This is a genomic window from Pseudomonas sp. FFUP_PS_473 (assembly GCF_002858665.1).
GTDB lineage: Bacteria > Pseudomonadota > Gammaproteobacteria > Pseudomonadales > Pseudomonadaceae > Aquipseudomonas > Aquipseudomonas defluvii.
This window is the reverse complement of the sequence record NZ_PJQQ01000008.1, coordinates 165,773-181,374: the sequence shown is the minus strand read 5'-3', so window position 1 is coordinate 181,374 and position 15,602 is coordinate 165,773. Positions and strand designations below refer to the sequence as shown.

At 54.9% G+C, this 15,602-nt stretch carries 12 protein-coding genes and 1 pseudogene; 10 read left to right on the top strand and 3 right to left on the bottom strand.

Going from position 1 to position 15,602, the window contains the following annotated elements:
• Nucleotides 1-163: 163 nt before the first annotated feature.
• Nucleotides 164-484, bottom strand: a pseudogene (locus tag CYD26_RS08055) (transposase); the annotation flags it as partial.
• Nucleotides 485-989: 505 nt separating this feature from the next.
• Nucleotides 990-2,297, bottom strand: coding sequence for a site-specific integrase (locus CYD26_RS08050; RefSeq protein ID WP_102052333.1), 1,308 nt, complete (start codon nt 2,295-2,297; stop codon nt 990-992).
• A gap of 2,595 nt (nt 2,298-4,892) precedes the next feature.
• On the opposite strand from CYD26_RS08050, the gene CYD26_RS08045 reads away from it, so the two are divergent.
• From CYD26_RS08045 to CYD26_RS08030, 4 genes are all read left to right on the top strand, one after another.
• Nucleotides 4,893-5,588, top strand: coding sequence for a 3-oxoacid CoA-transferase subunit A (locus tag CYD26_RS08045; protein ID WP_065757762.1), 696 nt, complete (start codon nt 4,893-4,895; stop codon nt 5,586-5,588).
• 8 nt (nt 5,589-5,596) lie between these two features.
• Nucleotides 5,597-6,238 (top strand): 3-oxoacid CoA-transferase subunit B, encoded by a 642-nt coding sequence (locus tag CYD26_RS08040; protein ID WP_099774821.1) that lies wholly within the window; start codon nt 5,597-5,599, stop codon nt 6,236-6,238.
• A gap of 325 nt (nt 6,239-6,563) precedes the next feature.
• Nucleotides 6,564-7,157 (top strand): phosphoribosyltransferase family protein, encoded by a 594-nt coding sequence (locus tag CYD26_RS08035; RefSeq protein WP_102052332.1) that lies wholly within the window; start codon nt 6,564-6,566, stop codon nt 7,155-7,157.
• 10 nt (nt 7,158-7,167) lie between these two features.
• Nucleotides 7,168-7,710, top strand: a complete 543-nt coding sequence (locus CYD26_RS08030) for a flavin reductase family protein (RefSeq protein WP_102052331.1) — start codon at nt 7,168-7,170, stop codon at nt 7,708-7,710.
• Nucleotides 7,711-7,798: 88 nt separating this feature from the next.
• On the opposite strand, the gene CYD26_RS08025 is transcribed toward CYD26_RS08030, so the two are convergent.
• Nucleotides 7,799-8,830 (bottom strand): GGDEF domain-containing protein, encoded by a 1,032-nt coding sequence (locus CYD26_RS08025; protein ID WP_065757766.1) that lies wholly within the window; start codon nt 8,828-8,830, stop codon nt 7,799-7,801.
• An 839-nt stretch (nt 8,831-9,669) separates the two neighbouring features.
• Here CYD26_RS08025 and CYD26_RS08020 point away from each other — a divergent pair.
• The 6 genes from CYD26_RS08020 to CYD26_RS07995 all read left to right on the top strand — a co-directional run bounded on the left by CYD26_RS08020 (nt 9,670) and on the right by CYD26_RS07995 (nt 15,598).
• Nucleotides 9,670-11,001, top strand: coding sequence for a UDP-glucose/GDP-mannose dehydrogenase family protein (locus CYD26_RS08020; protein WP_099774813.1), 1,332 nt, complete (start codon nt 9,670-9,672; stop codon nt 10,999-11,001).
• A complete protein-coding gene (locus CYD26_RS08015; protein ID WP_099774811.1) occupies nt 10,998-11,993 on the top strand; it encodes an NAD-dependent epimerase in 996 nt (331 codons plus the stop codon). The genes CYD26_RS08020 and CYD26_RS08015 overlap by 4 nt, the downstream gene beginning before the upstream one ends.
• 38 nt (nt 11,994-12,031) lie before the next feature.
• Nucleotides 12,032-12,775: a glycosyltransferase family 2 protein gene (locus CYD26_RS08010; protein WP_102052330.1), complete on the top strand. Its 744-nt coding sequence runs from the start codon at nt 12,032-12,034 to the stop codon at nt 12,773-12,775.
• Nucleotides 12,772-13,050 (top strand): lipid-A-disaccharide synthase N-terminal domain-containing protein, encoded by a 279-nt coding sequence (locus CYD26_RS08005; protein WP_099774808.1) that lies wholly within the window; start codon nt 12,772-12,774, stop codon nt 13,048-13,050. Before CYD26_RS08010 ends, CYD26_RS08005 begins: the two co-directional genes overlap by 4 nt.
• Before the next feature lie 11 nt (nt 13,051-13,061).
• Nucleotides 13,062-14,579 (top strand): glycosyltransferase family 39 protein, encoded by a 1,518-nt coding sequence (locus CYD26_RS08000; RefSeq protein WP_256587988.1) that lies wholly within the window; start codon nt 13,062-13,064, stop codon nt 14,577-14,579.
• 125 nt (nt 14,580-14,704) lie between these two features.
• Nucleotides 14,705-15,598, top strand: coding sequence for an SdiA-regulated domain-containing protein (locus CYD26_RS07995; RefSeq protein WP_256587987.1), 894 nt, complete (start codon nt 14,705-14,707; stop codon nt 15,596-15,598).
• Nucleotides 15,599-15,602: the final 4 nt, after the last annotated feature.

Below are 15,602 nucleotides of genomic sequence, written 5' to 3'. Positions count from 1 at the left end.
TGCAGCTGTCTCCAGTAGAGTATGAGAAACGCTATTTCCTGAGCTTGGAGAGTGTCTAGAAAACCAGGGGCGATTCAGAAATGGGCGGCTTAGGGATGCCGAAAAGCCCGCTTTTCAGTCGCTGATTATTGGATAACCAAGGCAAAGCCTTGGTTATCCGGACTCACGGGCGCACCTCTCCCGCAGCAGGCAATAATTGCCGGCGCACCATCCACAGATTCGACAGGGCAAACAGCGTGGTCAGTTGCGCCGTGTTCTTGGCCAAGCCGCGAAAACGAGTCTTTACATAGCCGAACTGGCGTTTGATCACCCGGAACGGGTGCTCCACCTTCGCACGCACTTGCGCCTTGGCCTTTTCGATCTTGCGCTTGGCTTGGTAGAGCACGCTGCGTTTGCTCAAGTGTTTGTAGGTGCTGCGGCGGGCAGCGACCTGCCATATCACCTGCCGTCCCTCGTGTTCTGGCCGCTTTTCCACGCCTGTGTAAAGCGGGAGCCTGCTGCGGGATGAAGGCGAAAACAGTAGCGATCGATAAACTAATGGGTGCGGACTTTATTGTTGTTGTTTTATTCATGATGCCCATGGAGCAAGCCCGCCGCTACACGTCGCATGATGTCTGCCCGGGCACTTTTTAATCGAAGCCATGAGGAAAGCGGAGCGCGCAAGCACGAGGATGGAAGCCCGGAGGGCCAAGACCCAGACGCAGTCGGGGCTTGGTTCACGACAGCCATGCCGCAGGCAGTGCCCAGCCCACAGGAGTTCCTGCGACTGGTTTCACCGCGATAGTGATCTCGAATTGGCCCTTTTGCCCACGATGCTATCGCGGGCCAGGGCTTGGCGGACATCAAGGGTAGGTATCAGCGCTCAGGCCGTTTTCCGCCGCCCCGGCTACCGGTACGCTGAAGCTCACGCAGGGAGACGCCCGGGCACTACTGTTGACGCTGTGATTAGCAGCATCAAGATGGTGACGCAAGAGCAGGGCAGCGCAGCATCAGCCTCTGTCTCGCGTTCCTAAGTGCTTGACCGACCGCGCTCGCTCTTGATCATGTGAGTGGTAGTAAGTGTTCTGGGTAGTCGCCAGGTTGGAATGCCTCAGGTCGTACTGGAGATCCTTCGCGTTTCTGAACGGCGCATCAAAGGTCGCCGAGGTATGACGTAGCCAGTGCGATGATGCTACGCGCAGGCTGTCCATTTCATAAGGCTCACGTCCTTCTTCACGCATTCTGACGAGCGCTTGATCAAAAACGGTTTGGAGGAGGGCGCGCACCTGTCGATCCGAGAGGCCTGGGCGACCGCTCAGCGTTTTCAGGAGTGGAGTTTTCTCCTGATAAGTAGGCAATGGACTCAGTCCAATGAAAGTACGGTACCTTGTGAGATACTTCGTTACATACTCATCACGCACTGCGATTTTTCCGGACTTGTTGCCCTTACCCACAACATGGAACCACCAGTTCCCATCAGCATCTAGACGAAAGTCCCCCATGGTGGGCTGCCAGTTTGTACGCCCTACGATGTCCGATATGCGCAAATACATGCTAAACATCGTAACGAGCACGAATAGGGTGCGCTCATGTTTCCTTGGGTCAGCAGCGGCCATGGATTCTGCAGTATCAATCACATAATCCCATTGCAAAGGGGTTAACGCCCGAGAAGTGCTGGATTCTAGCTGAGATGAACTGTACTGCCCCTTTTTAGTAACCTTGCGAAACGGATTCGAACTGGCGATTTCTTCTTCCACTAGATACTCATAAAAGCCGTTTGCAATCTTAAATACATTGCTCATGCTACCGGTTGATGAGTGATAGTCGGTCGACGAATTATCCACAAAACTTTCACTTAGGCTGCGATTTTGTTTCGGGGCGCGCAGTGTGAAAGGCTTCCATTTTGGGTTGGCCGCTAACTCCAGGCCCGGTGGCTGATCAGCACTACTTAAAGCATCTTCTGAAATGAACCGATTACGAATGACTGGCCCAACCCAAGTGGCTGGCGGGTGCTTGCAAAACTCAAGATACGCTTCGGCATCAAGCCGTTTCAACTCGTGCACAGGCTTCTGGCGGACGATCAGCGCCCAGAGAAATAGCCGCTCAACGTGGCCTCGGTACGTGCTGTATGTAAGCGCGTTGTCGGCATAACACCTCAGATAGCCCCTGATGGCCAGAAACCCTGGAATGGCCTTGAGTTCGGGAGCAAAGCCTTCCAAAAATCGCGCTACGCTGGCGATCGATGGCCGGCCTACAGTGAAATCTTGATCAACGAAATCACTGTGAGATTCAAATATGGGCCGGGGATTGCAGGTCATCTTACATACCGTATAAGGGCGGTCGACGTCAGCAATTGAAACTTCCTAATCTGGCTGTTTTAGGAAGTTTTTACCTCCTGCACCGCCCGCTTCAATTACTCACTTCAATCGACTGACCATAGTTAATGGGAATTGCCGGATAGTAGCGCCAAGTTTGGCCGGCCGCAACCTCGGCAAATTTTTCGCCCATCCACTCCATCCGTCAGTGACTATCATGCTTGCTTGACATATGACAAGAAACGCATTAAGCGATATTCGGAGTTGTGGATCTGCCTCGCTGCGTCATATATGACCAATTCGCATCTGGCAGCGTCAGGCATTGGTAATTCCTTGTCGCCCAGATAAATTTCGGTTTATAAGAATATTGTTATTTTCGCTTCAGTCGCCACCTTGAGGGGCGGGGCCTAAGGAGCTATGCGAATTCCCTTTATATTGTTTGTAGGATGAGGAAGCCTCTTTAAGGCTCTTTAGTCACTGGCGTGAAGTGGCAATATACGTACAAATACGCCTCATAACCCCAATGTCCATTTCGCTCCCGAAAGTGTCCGCATTACAAGCTTATTCAAACGAAAGTGTCCGCATTATTGTCGGGCAGGTTGATTTCGGAAAGTGTCCGCATTCACCGCAAATAACACCAAAGGCAGCAGAATCGGGGATCCCGCCTGGTGGTTGCTCAGGGCGGGCTTTGGAAAGTGTCCGCATTTTCGTCGCGTTCGCAGGAAAACGGCTCGGAGCGTCGTTCGTGGATGAGCTGTGCGACAGCTTGGCTACTAGGAGGTTTCCAGGGAGCTAAATTCCAGGATCGACATCGAGGGACTCCTGTGAGGCCCGGAGCGCGTGGCTTGGAGCGTTTGCTTGCTTGGTGGTGCTGGGCTTTAGGGGCCACAGGGTGCGTGTATTTCAGATGAGAACTGTGGCTCGTTGAGCGTTGAAAATACGGAAAGTGTCCTGATTATGGGGTTCGCCGTGTGCGCAGGAAGGTGTCCGCATTAGGTGCAAAAAAACCTGGAGGCTTTGGATTTACTCGCTTACAGGGGTGGTTCTGGAAATCCCGCAGATTACTCGAGTGTCCTGATAGCGCAGAAAACCGGAGCAACGGTTCAAACGGGCGTTTTTTGACGAGACCCAATGAATTCAGAGGTTTGCGGAAGGCGCTCAGAGGTAGAAGTGTCCGCATTTCTGAGGTTTGCTGGCGTTTGGAAGCAACCCCGAGAGGCTGGAGGCCTTATGGGCTGGGGGTTGAGGGGGTTTAAGGGGTAAGAGTGTCCGTGATTCGCAACGGTTACAATTCAGGTTTTTAGGTACCGGTCACATCATCACTATCTTTTTAGAAACACTATTTAACATAATATACATTATAAGCACCTTCGTATGGAGCTACCGGGGCCGAGGGTGGTCAGATTTGAAGCCAGGCTCACCATATCATTACGCTCACACTGGCCATGAACGGTTACAGCGTCATGCAAACGGATAGCAACTGTGATGAGCTGCATTATTTGAAGATCGAGCGACCGAATTTCACGGTGCAGCCCATCTATGTTCCGTGCGGTTCGTAGAAGCTCAGTTACAGACCGAATGAAATCATGCAGCGGCCCACTGTGGTCGCCGCAGTAGTCTGTTTGCCGAGCGTAGTTAACAGAGCTGGAACCTTCATGGCAGACCAGCCAAGCATGCCGGATAGCGTTGATGACAGCGTGACGGGCTCCACCTGGTCCACGCTCAGGTTCGTTAAAATGCTGCCGACGAAGCTCCCTTGCTAGAGCTATTTTCTGACTCAACACCTGATCATTCGGCGCACTTTTTTATAGCCTGATCTTCCCGCCAATACACCTCATCAAGCGGCGTGTACAACGCATCTCTAATTCCTTTTTGGCTGCGTAAATCATACTCAGCCAGTGCTTTTGCCAGATATCGAGCCGCAGCGTGGAGCTCTCCAGGGCTGCAAATGTAGCTTCATGCGAGTATTACGGGCTCTCTGAGGGGATGGCATTCAGTCAAAGCTTCAGGACAGGGCTCACGCAAGAGGCTTCAAACTTTAGCGTTATTGCAGTACCCTACCCTTTAAATATTCGATCAGGTTATAACTCGACTAAATGACTATTTAGTCGAGTTATAAATCGCCCCATCGATTAGTCCGCGAAAACCGCACGCTGCCTTATCTCGGCTCTATGGTGGTTCACAGCGTTTACCTTTAAGCGAATTAATACATTCCGGGCGTTAATTAGCCCCATAAAACCTCCTCCTCAACCGCCATCTGTGACTAGGTGACCTGCCGCCCCAAGATGCCAGCCCGCATGGGTTCTATGGCCTTCAGGTGATACTTCGCTACCGCCCCTTGTCCGTAAATGCCGCTGGGAAACCAGCATAGCCAAGCGTTCTCGGCTGCCTGTGCTCTCCAGGCACTATCTGATGGTCGCATCTCGCACAACAGTTCGATAACCGCACAACATCCGTTTAGGTCTCTCTACTTGTGCCCAATCTTGCGGCACGCTATTGCGCAGTCACCAAATACTTCCTAGGTGCTGATTGGCCCACCGCTTCGCAGCGCGAGGGCCAGCTTGACAACTCACACTCCAGGAAAACCAGGAGCTCGCTTTGATTAATAAAACGTTTGAGTCCATCGCCAGCGCGGTGGAAGGGATCACCGACGGTTCGACCATCATGGTCGGTGGCTTTGGCACTGCCGGCATGCCGTCTGAGCTGATCGATGCCCTGATCGCCACCGGTACCCGCGACCTGACCATCATCAGCAACAATGCCGGCAACGGTGAGGTCGGTCTTGCTGCTCTGCTCAAGGCGGGCAGCGTACGTAAGGTGGTCTGCTCTTTCCCGCGCCAGTCGGACTCCTACGTGTTCGACGAACTGTACCGAGCCGGCAAGATCGAGCTGGAAGTGGTACCGCAAGGTAACCTGGCCGAGCGTATCCGCGCTGCGGGCTCAGGCATCGGTGCCTTCTTCTCGCCGACCGGCTACGGCACCCTGCTTGCCGAGGGCAAGGAAACCCGAGAAATCGACGGCCGCCAGTACGTTCTGGAAATGCCGCTGCACGCCGACTTCGCGCTGATCAAGGCGCACAAGGGTGACCGTTGGGGCAACCTGATCTACCGCAAGGCCGCCCGCAACTTCGGCCCGATCATGGCCATGGCCGCCAAGACTGCCATCGCCCAGGTCGACCAGATCGTCGAACTCGGTGAGCTGGACCCGGAACACATCATCACCCCGGGTATCTTTGTCCAGCGCGTGGTCGCCGTCACCGGCGCTGCCGCTTCTTCGATCGCCAAAGCTGTCTGAGGCCTGCCATGACCATCACCAAAAAGTTCTCCCGCACCGAGATGGCCCAGCGCGTGGCTGCAGACATCCAGGAAGGCGCGTACGTAAACCTGGGCATCGGCGCACCGACCCTGGTGGCCAACTACCTGGGCGACAAGGAAGTATTCCTGCACAGCGAGAACGGTCTACTGGGCATGGGCCCGAGCCCCGCTCCAGGCGAGGAAGACGATGACCTGATCAACGCAGGCAAGCAGCACGTGACCCTGCTCACCGGTGGCGCCTACTTCCACCACGCCGATTCCTTCTCGATGATGCGTGGCGGCCACCTTGACATCGCCGTACTGGGCGCCTTCCAAGTGTCGGTCAAGGGCGATCTTGCCAACTGGCACACCGGCGCCGAAGGTTCAATCCCGGCCGTAGGCGGCGCGATGGACCTCGCCACAGGCGCCCGCCAGGTGTTCGTGATGATGGACCACCTGACCAAGTCAGGCGAAAGCAAGCTCGTGCCCGAGTGCACTTACCCCCTGACCGGCATCGGTTGCGTCAGTCGCATCTACACCGACCTGGCCGTGCTGGAAGTGACGTCCGATGGACTGAAAGTGTTAGAGATCTGTGCCGATATCGACTTCGACCAGTTGCAGAAGCTCAGTGGCGTGCCGCTGATTCAGTAGCCCGCGGAAACCGTTTACATCCGCCTGCCGTTGATGGGGCTGAAGAAGGTCCATCGCCGTCAAGGCGGATTTTCCTGCGCATTAGCAGTCCTCGCCTCTCTGATCTGGCACTTAGCCAATACAGGTCCTTCAGGGGCAGCAGATCGAAGATATTTACGGCGATGCGAAAATATAGGTAGAAGCGCCCTGACCCATCGGGTACGCCAAATTATGAATCACGGTGATTCACCCCACTACTAACCCTGCCCTTACTTCATGGGAAATCGCCAAAGCAACACCACCCCTTGGGCTATGATCAATCTGTCGCCCTCAACGGGAGCGTGCCATGCCGATCACACCTTCGGGTCAGCGGTTGCGTTTGTACGACAGTGATGAACTCGATTGCATATTGCAGGCGATGGCAAGACAGGCTGCTGCGCTGTTGCCGCCTACTCAAGCCGTACTGATCGGTATCCAGCGCCGTGGTGAGCCCCTGGCCCAGCGTTTACAACGACTTCTGTCATGTCAGACCGGCCTGCCGGAACTGCCGCTGTATCCGCTGAAGGTCAAGCGCTATGCCGATGACCTGAAAGTGCTGCATACCTACACGCAATTGACCGAAAACCCGCTTCTGGGTGCGCTAGACCTCGCGGGTAACACCTTGTTGATTGTCGATGATGTGCTTTTTGAAGGCCACTCGCTCCTGCGTACCTGCGCTTATCTCGCGCAACTCGGCGCTCGCCGGATCTACACTGCAGTACTGGTCGACCGGCATGTCTGTCAACAACCAGTCCATGCCGATATTGTCGGTGTACATCTACAAGTCGCTGCCCATGATATTGTCGAATGCAACGTTCCGCCTTATGAAGCGGAATTCTGTATTGACGTACTGCGTCATGGTGTCACCCTCGACGGCAGATCTAAAAAAACGCTGGAGTGAGCGCAACGTGATGGAAAAGATGAACATCAGTAAAGCGTTCACGCTGATCGAATCAGGTCCGGTTGTTTTCGTTACCACGAATGAGGGTGAGAAGAACAATATAATGACCCTCTCGTGGACCATGGTGGTTGACTTTACGCCGATCATTGCGATCACCACGGGGCCTTGGAACTACTCATACGCCGCGCTCAGTAAATCCAGGGCGTGCGTGATTTCAATTCCTACGGTGGATCTGATTGATCATGTTGTGGGTATTGGAACCTGCAGTGGCGCCGACACCAACAAATTTGCAACGTTCGGGCTAACGCCAGTGAAAGGAAAGCATGTTAGGGCGCCCTTGATTAAAGAGTGCGTGGCGAATATCGAATGCAAGGTCATTGATATCGTCGAAAAATACAACATCGTTGTCCTTGAAGGCATCGCCGCATACTTCGACAGTTCACGCAAAGAGCAGCGAACGCTTCATGCTGTGGGGGATGGCACGTTCATTGTGGACGGTAGAAGACTGGATCGAAGAAAAATGATGCAATCGAAGATCCCGGACGGCGTGTAGCCTTCATGCTGCAGACGCCACGATAAAGCGGCTGACATAGGGCAGGTGCAACTCGCCACCCTGCCCTGTTGACAGCCCCTCGCTAATGTCACTGTACCTGGTTACGGCCATTGCGCTTGGCACGGTACAGAGCATCGTCGGCACGCGTGATAAGACTCTCCACGCTGTCATCACTTTCGGCAAAGGCAACGCCGAATGATGCGGTCACGGTGTCGAGCAATTCATCTGTGCTCCGTGTCTTGATTCGCAGCGTTCGGATTTTCAGGCGCAACTGCTCGGCAAAGGCATAGACGCTATCAATATCGGCACATCGTTGCAGGATGACGCAGAATTCTTCGCCGCCATAGCGCGCCGCTACGCCATGAGGAGGAAGGGCGTTGCGGAGTAGTTGGCCAACATGCTGCAGTACGCGATCACCTAGTGGATGCCCGTACTGGTCGTTGAACTGCTTGAAGTGGTCAATGTCCAGCATGACCAATGCTACGCCATCAGGCCCTTTGCTCAGTGCTTGCTCCAGCAAGCGTGTGAAGGTGTTTCGGTTGAATACCTGTGTCAGGCTGTCGACCGTAGCCGCGAGTTGAACGCGTTCAAGCTTTGCTCGCAGACTGGTGATCTCGTTTTGGGCCGCGCGCAGCTGGCCGAGAAAAAGCGCCTGTTGATCCTGTATGAGCTGGGTGCTCTGTTGCAACTCGCTCAGTATGCTGGGCAAGGCGATCGGTTCATCAAGCATCTCTATGCAATGCTCCAGGCTGGCCTGGAAGTTCAGGTTAACCTTTACGCTATGCGAGACGTCACGCTCCATGTCGTCAACGAGGTCGATAGCTTGCTGTTGCCCGGCGCGGGCCTCTTCCAACTCGTCTCGAATGATGAAGTCGCGAAAGAGCTTGGTGGCGGACTCTGCGGGGAAACCGCCTTCCTCCAGGACAAGCCGATCCAGTTGGTGATTGAGCTCGGGCTCCTGCCCTCTACAGTACGTATACCAAAGCGCGTAGTGCACAGGGTTGGTAGGGATGCTGTGACGCATCATCAGGGGTACAGCTTGCTTCAGCAAGGCCGCCGCTTCTTGTGTGTCCTCTGGGTACAACGCTAGAGCAGTAGCGCGCCTTTCTGGTTCTCTCATCACGTGATAGTCGCTGGTTATTATTCGTAAGAATATACAACAAGAACCGTATAACTATAAGTCTATTACGGTAAGAAACCCTGCGTTCTTCTTAAGCCTGGCAAGGCCACACCCTCCTCCGTGCAGGCCCTTGCCCTACGCGTGTTGCACTTTGTTTCGGGTCTTCCTGCGCTGGAATTTTCCTCAATCGCTAGGTAGCATGCGAAAACCTGATGTAGCACAACTCCGGCGCAGCCATAACGCTCTAGGCTGAGGTTCGACGCATGATGAGGCATGGGTCTATCGGCCCAACAATAAAAACAAGAAATGCAATGCGACGGCAGGCCGTCACCGACGCCCAAATGGCGGACATTGCAGATCAAGGTGATTGAGCATGCTGTACGAAGGCTTGGCGAAAAATTCCACCTTAACGATCAACGGCCTTCCAGCCGAGGGACCCTGCGCGCGCGTTACGCAAGCCCTGAGTGCTCTTCCCTCCTGTTTCGATGGCCGGCTTCTGCGGTACGCCTTTTCCATCTCGAGCAATCCCCTTCATCCACAAGCAGGCCTATCTATGGGCTCTTGGCCCAGGCGCCCCCTTCACAAGCGAATTTCCAGTTCTGCGAAACTGGCCGTAATCACTGTATCGACTACCCTCTTTCAGCCAAACACCCAGCCGTTTACCGCGAACCGCACCTTGCCCTGCAAGGCTGAGCGGCATTCCTGTATTTCTGGATTAATTTGGTGCAATAACAAAATTTTAACAAATTTGTGACATTTTTTTTCAGAGCTCTCGCAAAGCATCTTGGCCTGCCTGCTACCAGGTTTATAGCATGCGTTTCGATAAGGAATAGCAAAGGATGAAGGTCACTGTTTTTGGAACCGGCTACGTCGGTCTTACACAAGCTGCATGCCTTGCCGAAGTCGGGCATTCGGTGTGCTGTGTGGATGTCGACGAGCAGCGTATAGCTTCTCTGCTTGAAGGGCACTGCCCTATTTTCGAGCCCGGTCTCCCAGCTTTGTTGGAAAAAAACCTCGCGTCAGGGCGGCTCCAGTTCACCACGGACGCCGCGTTGGCTACTGCCTTTGCTGACATCGTCTTTATTGCAGTGGGCACCCCTCCCTGTGAGGACGGCAGTGCTGACCTGCGCAACGTTTTCGCGGTGGTCGAAACACTGATGGCTTACGCCACACACGACAAGGTCATTATCAATAAATCGACCTCTCCTGTAGGCACCGTCGACCGGATCAAAAGCATGATTGCCGATCGATCCAACGGCAGCGCGCTACGTTTTGAAGTTGTCAGCAACCCCGAGTTCCTCAAGGAAGGCTCCGCCGTCAATGATTGCATGCGACCTGAGCGCATCATTATTGGGGGCGCACAACCTGCCACCATTGAATTGATTCGCGAGCTTTACCAACCGTTCAGCCGGAATCGCGAAAAAATCATCGAGATGGATGCGCGCAGCGCCGAACTCACCAAGTACGCCGCTAACTGCATGCTCGCCACGAAAATCTCCTTCATCAACGAGATGGCCAACCTGGCGGAGCATTTGGGTGCCGATATCGAGATGGTCAGACGTGGCATCGGCTCCGACTCGCGAATTGGTTACGACTTCATCTACCCCGGCTGCGGCTTTGGCGGTTCCTGTTTCCCCAAGGATCTCTCAGCCTTGCAAAAAACAGCCGAACTCGTGGATTTCGACACCCAACTGTTGCGCGCCGTAGACGCGGTCAATCAGCGACAGAAGCACCGCTTGTTCGAAAAGATACAGCGCCATTATCGCAACGAACTGCGCGGCAAGGTCTTCGCGGTGTGGGGGCTTGCGTTCAAACCCAACACTGATGACATTCGTGAAGCCTCCAGTCGCGTGTTGCTGGAAGCCTTGTGGAAGGCCGGTGCGCGGGTTCAGGCCCATGATCCTCAAGCGATGCAGGAGTTTGAGCGTCATTATGGCCAACGCTCTGACTTGCAGTTAATGTCATCCAAGGAAGGCACATTGCAAGGTGCCGATGCGTTGGTCATCGTCACCGAATGGCAGGATTTCCGCGTGCTTGACCTGGAGCAGGTTCCCCAACTGCTTGCTGACCGGGTGGTGTTTGACGGCAGAAACCTGTTTGACCCCGAGCACATGGCCGCCGCAGGCCTTGCCTACTACGGCATAGGACGTGGGCGGGTGGACAGCGAATGACGGTACTGATTACAGGCGCAGCAGGTTTTATCGGCTTCCACACGGCTAAACGCTTGTGCGAGCAAGGTGTCGACGTTCTAGGTATCGACAACCTCAATGACTACTACAGCGTTGAGCTCAAGCGTGACCGGTTGAAGGCATTATCAGGGTTTAAAAACTTCCGTTTTCAAACCATGGACATCGTCGACAAGCCAGCATTGCTCGCCTTGTTCGAAGCGCACGCCTTCAGCGAGGTAATACACCTCGCTGCACAGGCCGGCGTTCGCTATTCCCTGGATAATCCGGATGCATACGGCTCATCCAATCTGGTTGGATTCCTGAATGTGCTCGAAGCCTGTCGGTATCACATGCCCCGGCATTTGATCTACGCCTCGAGCAGCTCGGTCTATGGCTCGAACGACAAGCTACCGTTCTGTATCGAAGATGCCGTCGATCACCCGGTTTCGCTGTATGCCGCCAGCAAGCGTGCCAATGAGCTGATGGCGCACAGTTACTCCCACTTGTTTGGTATTCAGGCCAGTGGCTTGCGCTTCTTTACGGTCTACGGGCCGTGGGGACGTCCAGATATGGCGCTGTTCAAATTTACCCGGGCGATCCTCGAAAACCAGCCAATCGATATCTACAACGACGGAAATATGTCACGCGACTTTACCTACGTCGACGACATTGTCGAGAGCATCGTACGCCTTCGGTTAAGACCTCCGTCATGGCAGTCGCCAGAGAAGGACGCCGTCGCACCGGCCGTTCCTAGCAAGCTTTACAACATTGGCCGCGGTCAGCCGGTAAAGCTTCTGGACTTCGTTGAGTGCCTTGAGTCCGCTCTGGGTATCAAGGCAAAACGCAACTTGTTGCCCATGCAGGCAGGCGATGTTGAAAAAACCTGGGCTGATGTTTCGGCGTTGGCCAAATGGGTCGATTTTTCGCCTTCCGTTACAGTTCAAACGGGCGTCGCTGAATTTGTGAGGTGGTACCGAAACTATTACCGCGTCTAGGCAAGGCACAACACCATAGAAATAGTTGCGGGAGCGTCATGAGCAAGAACATTTACATCTCTGTGCTGATTCCAGCAAAGAATGAAGCGGCAAATCTACCACCTTTGCTGCACGAGATACGTGCAGCTCTCGATGGCGAAGCGTACGAGATTATCGTGGTCGACGATGGTAGTACCGACAACACGCTGGAAAAACTGCGCAACCTGAAAAGCGGCGGTTTCGATCAGTTGAGAATCTTGCATCAGGCGCGTTCGCTCGGGCAGAGCACTTCGATCTATAACGCCGCCCAGGCCGCGCATGGGCACTGGCTGGTGACGCTCGACGGCGACGGCCAGAATGACCCCGCCGATATCCCAAGCATGATCGCATTGGTTCGTGGCAGTGAAGGCGATGCCGACGGCATCAAACTCGTCGCAGGACACCGGGTGAACCGTCGTGATACGGCCAGCAAGCGCTGGGCTTCGCGATTCGCCAATGGCCTGCGCAGCCGCATGCTCAAGGACGCTACGCCAGACACCGGTTGCGGGCTCAAGCTGATAGAGCGGGCAGCGTTCTTGCGCCTGCCCTACTTCGATCATATGCACCGTTACCTGCCAGCACTTATCCAGCGCAATAAAGGCCGAATGCTGGTGCATCCAGTCAATCACCGCCATCGCCAGGCCGGGACCTCGAAGTACGGCAACCTGGACCGTGCACTGGTGGGGATTCTTGACCTGCTGGGTGTCTGGTGGCTAATCCGCCGTACCCGTTTCGACGCCACCCCCCAAGAGGTGGATGTATGAACATTACTCGGGAAACACTCTGGCTCATACTGGGGTTTACCGGGCAGGCTGTCTTTACCGGGCGCTTTTTGCTTCAGTGGATCTATAGCGAAGTCAAAAAACGCAGCCTGATTCCTGTGGGGTTCTGGTACTTGAGCATTCTTGGCAGTGCACTGCTGCTGGTGTATGCGATCTACCGGCAAGACCCGGTTTTCATCGCCGGTCAAGCCTTCGGCTTCATCGTCTACTTGCGCAATCTGCAGCTGATTGCCCGTAACAAAACGCTTAAGGAATAAGCCTGGTGCGTATGTTCACCTCCCACAGGACTGAACGCCTCGCGTTTGCCCTGCTAGCCCTTGTACTGGTGGGCGCCGGCCTCGGCTTGCGTCAACCAATGAATGTCGACGAAGAGCGCTTTCTTGGTGTGGCTCTGGAAATGCTGCAAAGCGGTTCCTGGTTCATTCCACATCGTGCCGCTGAAATCTATCCAGATAAACCGCCGTTGTTCATGTGGGCGGTTGCGTTCTTCACCTGGTTGACGGGCCTGCCAAAGGTCGCATTGTACTTGCCCGGGCTACTTTCGGCGGTCACCGCCACGGTAGTGCTGCATGATCTCGGGCGTCGCTTGTGGAACCGCCGCGTCGGCCGCATTGCTGCCCTGCTCTTCCTTGCCACCTACCAGACCTACAGTATTCTGCGTACTGGCCAGATCGACAGCTTTTTATGCTTGTGGGTGGCGCTGGGCATGTACGGCCTGGTTCGTCATCTTTTGCTTGGTCCCGCCTGGGGCTGGTTCTACCTGGGCTGTGCGGCGATGGGCTTCGGGGTGATCAGTAAAGGGGTCGGCTTTGTCCCCGCGCTCATGTTGATCCCCTACGCCTATGCTGTCAGCAAGGGCTGGAAGGGTGTGGTTGCCATGCCTGGGCAAGGGCGACGCTGGTGGCTGGGGTTGCTGGTCATGCTGCTGGCCATTGCAGTCTGGCTAGTGCCTTTGGTGGTAACAGCGCTGTCGAGCGGCAACGCTGCAGAGCTGGCCTATATCAAGGAAATTCTGTTACGCCAAACCGCTCATCGCTACGCCAGTGCATGGGATCACCGTGAACCGTTCTGGTACTTTTTCGTCAAGGTAATCCCGCAGTATTGGCTGCCGATGTTCCTCGCCTTGCCCTGGCTGGTACCGGCGTGGCGCCGGCAACTGCTCAAGCACGACGGGCGTGTGCTGGTATTGCTGGGCTGGGTCATTCTCGTGGTGCTGTTCTTCTGCTTGAGCACCGGCAAACGCAAGTTGTACATCTACCCGGCGCTGCCAGGCCTGGCCTTGGTTGCTGCCCCCTTGGTGCCTTGGTTGCTTCGCCGCTGGTTCGGCCAGCGCCCCATGGGGCGCAAGATTTTCACAGCAGTAGCGATCCTGTGGTTCTGCCTCTGGTTTGCTCGCGGTTTTGTCGAAGCTCACAAGGAAGGTCGCAATCCACATGAAACGCTGATGAACGAGACCGCCGCACTGACCCAAGGTGCCGATCTGGTGCTTGTCAATTGGCGCGAAGGGCACTGGTTGTTCGCGAAGCAGCCAATTATCCACTTTGGCTTCCTTAGCGGATCGAAGATCGACCAGGCTGCCTTATGGTTGCATGAGCATCCCAAGGCCTATGCACTGGTACCCGCCAGTGAACTTGAGCGCTGCTTCCAGGCAGACAAGGCTCGTAAATTAGGCGAAACGTCGCGCGCGCAGTGGTTCCTGGTCGGTGCCGACGCCGATAACGGTAGTTGCCGCCCGGCACCGCCAACCAACGTGTACCGCTTCAGCTGGCACACCAGCCCCCTGTAATTCCTTGATTTGATCACCAGGCCGTCAGCGGCCTGGTTACCTCGTATTGCCTGGAGATTGATGCAGTGATTTCAGTTGCAGGGAAAACAGCGCGTGGGCTACCGGTTCTCGCTACACCGAAGTGGATTGGCGCAGCGTTATTGTTGATCGTGCTCGTGTTGGCCTATACCGCATCGTCACGCTATTTCATACATCAGCAGATCTACGCTCAATTACGCACTGCCTGGGCAGGAGACACGGCGCCTGGTCAGAACATCTGGTTACCTGACTACAAGGTGGTCATTGATGGAAAGGTGGTGGAAAGCACGTTGAGGAATCTCTCAGCCATCACGTACGACTACGATCAGAATCGCCTGCTGGCCATCACCAACAACACGCCAATGGAGTTGTTGGTACTGAGCAAGGCTGGCGATATCGTCAGTCGCTACCCGCTGGAGGGTTTTAAAGACACCGAAGGCTTGGCCTACCTGGGGCACGGCCGTGTGGTGGTAGCCGACGAAGACCTGCAACGACTCAATGTGGTCACCCTGCCGACAGAGGTTCGCCCGATCAAAGCCGATGACACTCAATTCATCAGCCTGGCGATCAATCTTACCAATACAAACAAAGGGTTTGAGGGTGTGACCTACGATGCTGAACATGACCGGTTGTTCGCCATCAAGGAACGGGATCCCCGTCAGCTGTTTGAAGTCACCGGGATGATTAATTCAATAGGGGCGCCACTGAAGATCAAAGTGGCTGACCTTACTTCGTGGGTCGATCGCAGTGTCTTTGCCAGGGATATGTCGGATGGCTACTACGACGCTGCCACTGGCCACATGCTGATTCTGAGTGATCAATCGAAGTCCATCACCGAACTGGATCAGGACGGGAATTTTGTCAGCACTCGTTCACTGCGCGGTGGTATTAGCGACATGAAGGACAGCGCACCTCAGGCCGAAGGCATGACGATGGACAGTGATGGCAACCTGTATGTGGTCAGTGAGCCGAACCTGTTTTACCAGTTCAAGAAACAGTAAATAC

Bases quoted from the DNA above. Each gene is read 5' to 3' on its own strand.
- CYD26_RS08050 (WP_102052333.1), bottom strand. From the start codon at position 2,297: ATGACCTGCAATCCCCGGCCCATATTTGAATCTCACAGTGATTTCGTT.
- CYD26_RS08040 (WP_099774821.1), top strand. From the start codon at position 5,597: ATGACCATCACCAAAAAGTTCTCCCGCACCGAGATGGCCCAGCGCGTG.
- CYD26_RS08035 (WP_102052332.1), top strand. From the start codon at position 6,564: ATGCCGATCACACCTTCGGGTCAGCGGTTGCGTTTGTACGACAGTGAT.
- CYD26_RS08030 (WP_102052331.1), top strand. From the start codon at position 7,168: ATGGAAAAGATGAACATCAGTAAAGCGTTCACGCTGATCGAATCAGGT.
- CYD26_RS08025 (WP_065757766.1), bottom strand. From the start codon at position 8,830: ATGAGAGAACCAGAAAGGCGCGCTACTGCTCTAGCGTTGTACCCAGAG.
- CYD26_RS08020 (WP_099774813.1), top strand. From the start codon at position 9,670: ATGAAGGTCACTGTTTTTGGAACCGGCTACGTCGGTCTTACACAAGCT.
- CYD26_RS08015 (WP_099774811.1), top strand. From the start codon at position 10,998: ATGACGGTACTGATTACAGGCGCAGCAGGTTTTATCGGCTTCCACACG.
- CYD26_RS08010 (WP_102052330.1), top strand. From the start codon at position 12,032: ATGAGCAAGAACATTTACATCTCTGTGCTGATTCCAGCAAAGAATGAA.
- CYD26_RS08005 (WP_099774808.1), top strand. From the start codon at position 12,772: ATGAACATTACTCGGGAAACACTCTGGCTCATACTGGGGTTTACCGGG.
- CYD26_RS08000 (WP_256587988.1), top strand. From the start codon at position 13,062: ATGTTCACCTCCCACAGGACTGAACGCCTCGCGTTTGCCCTGCTAGCC.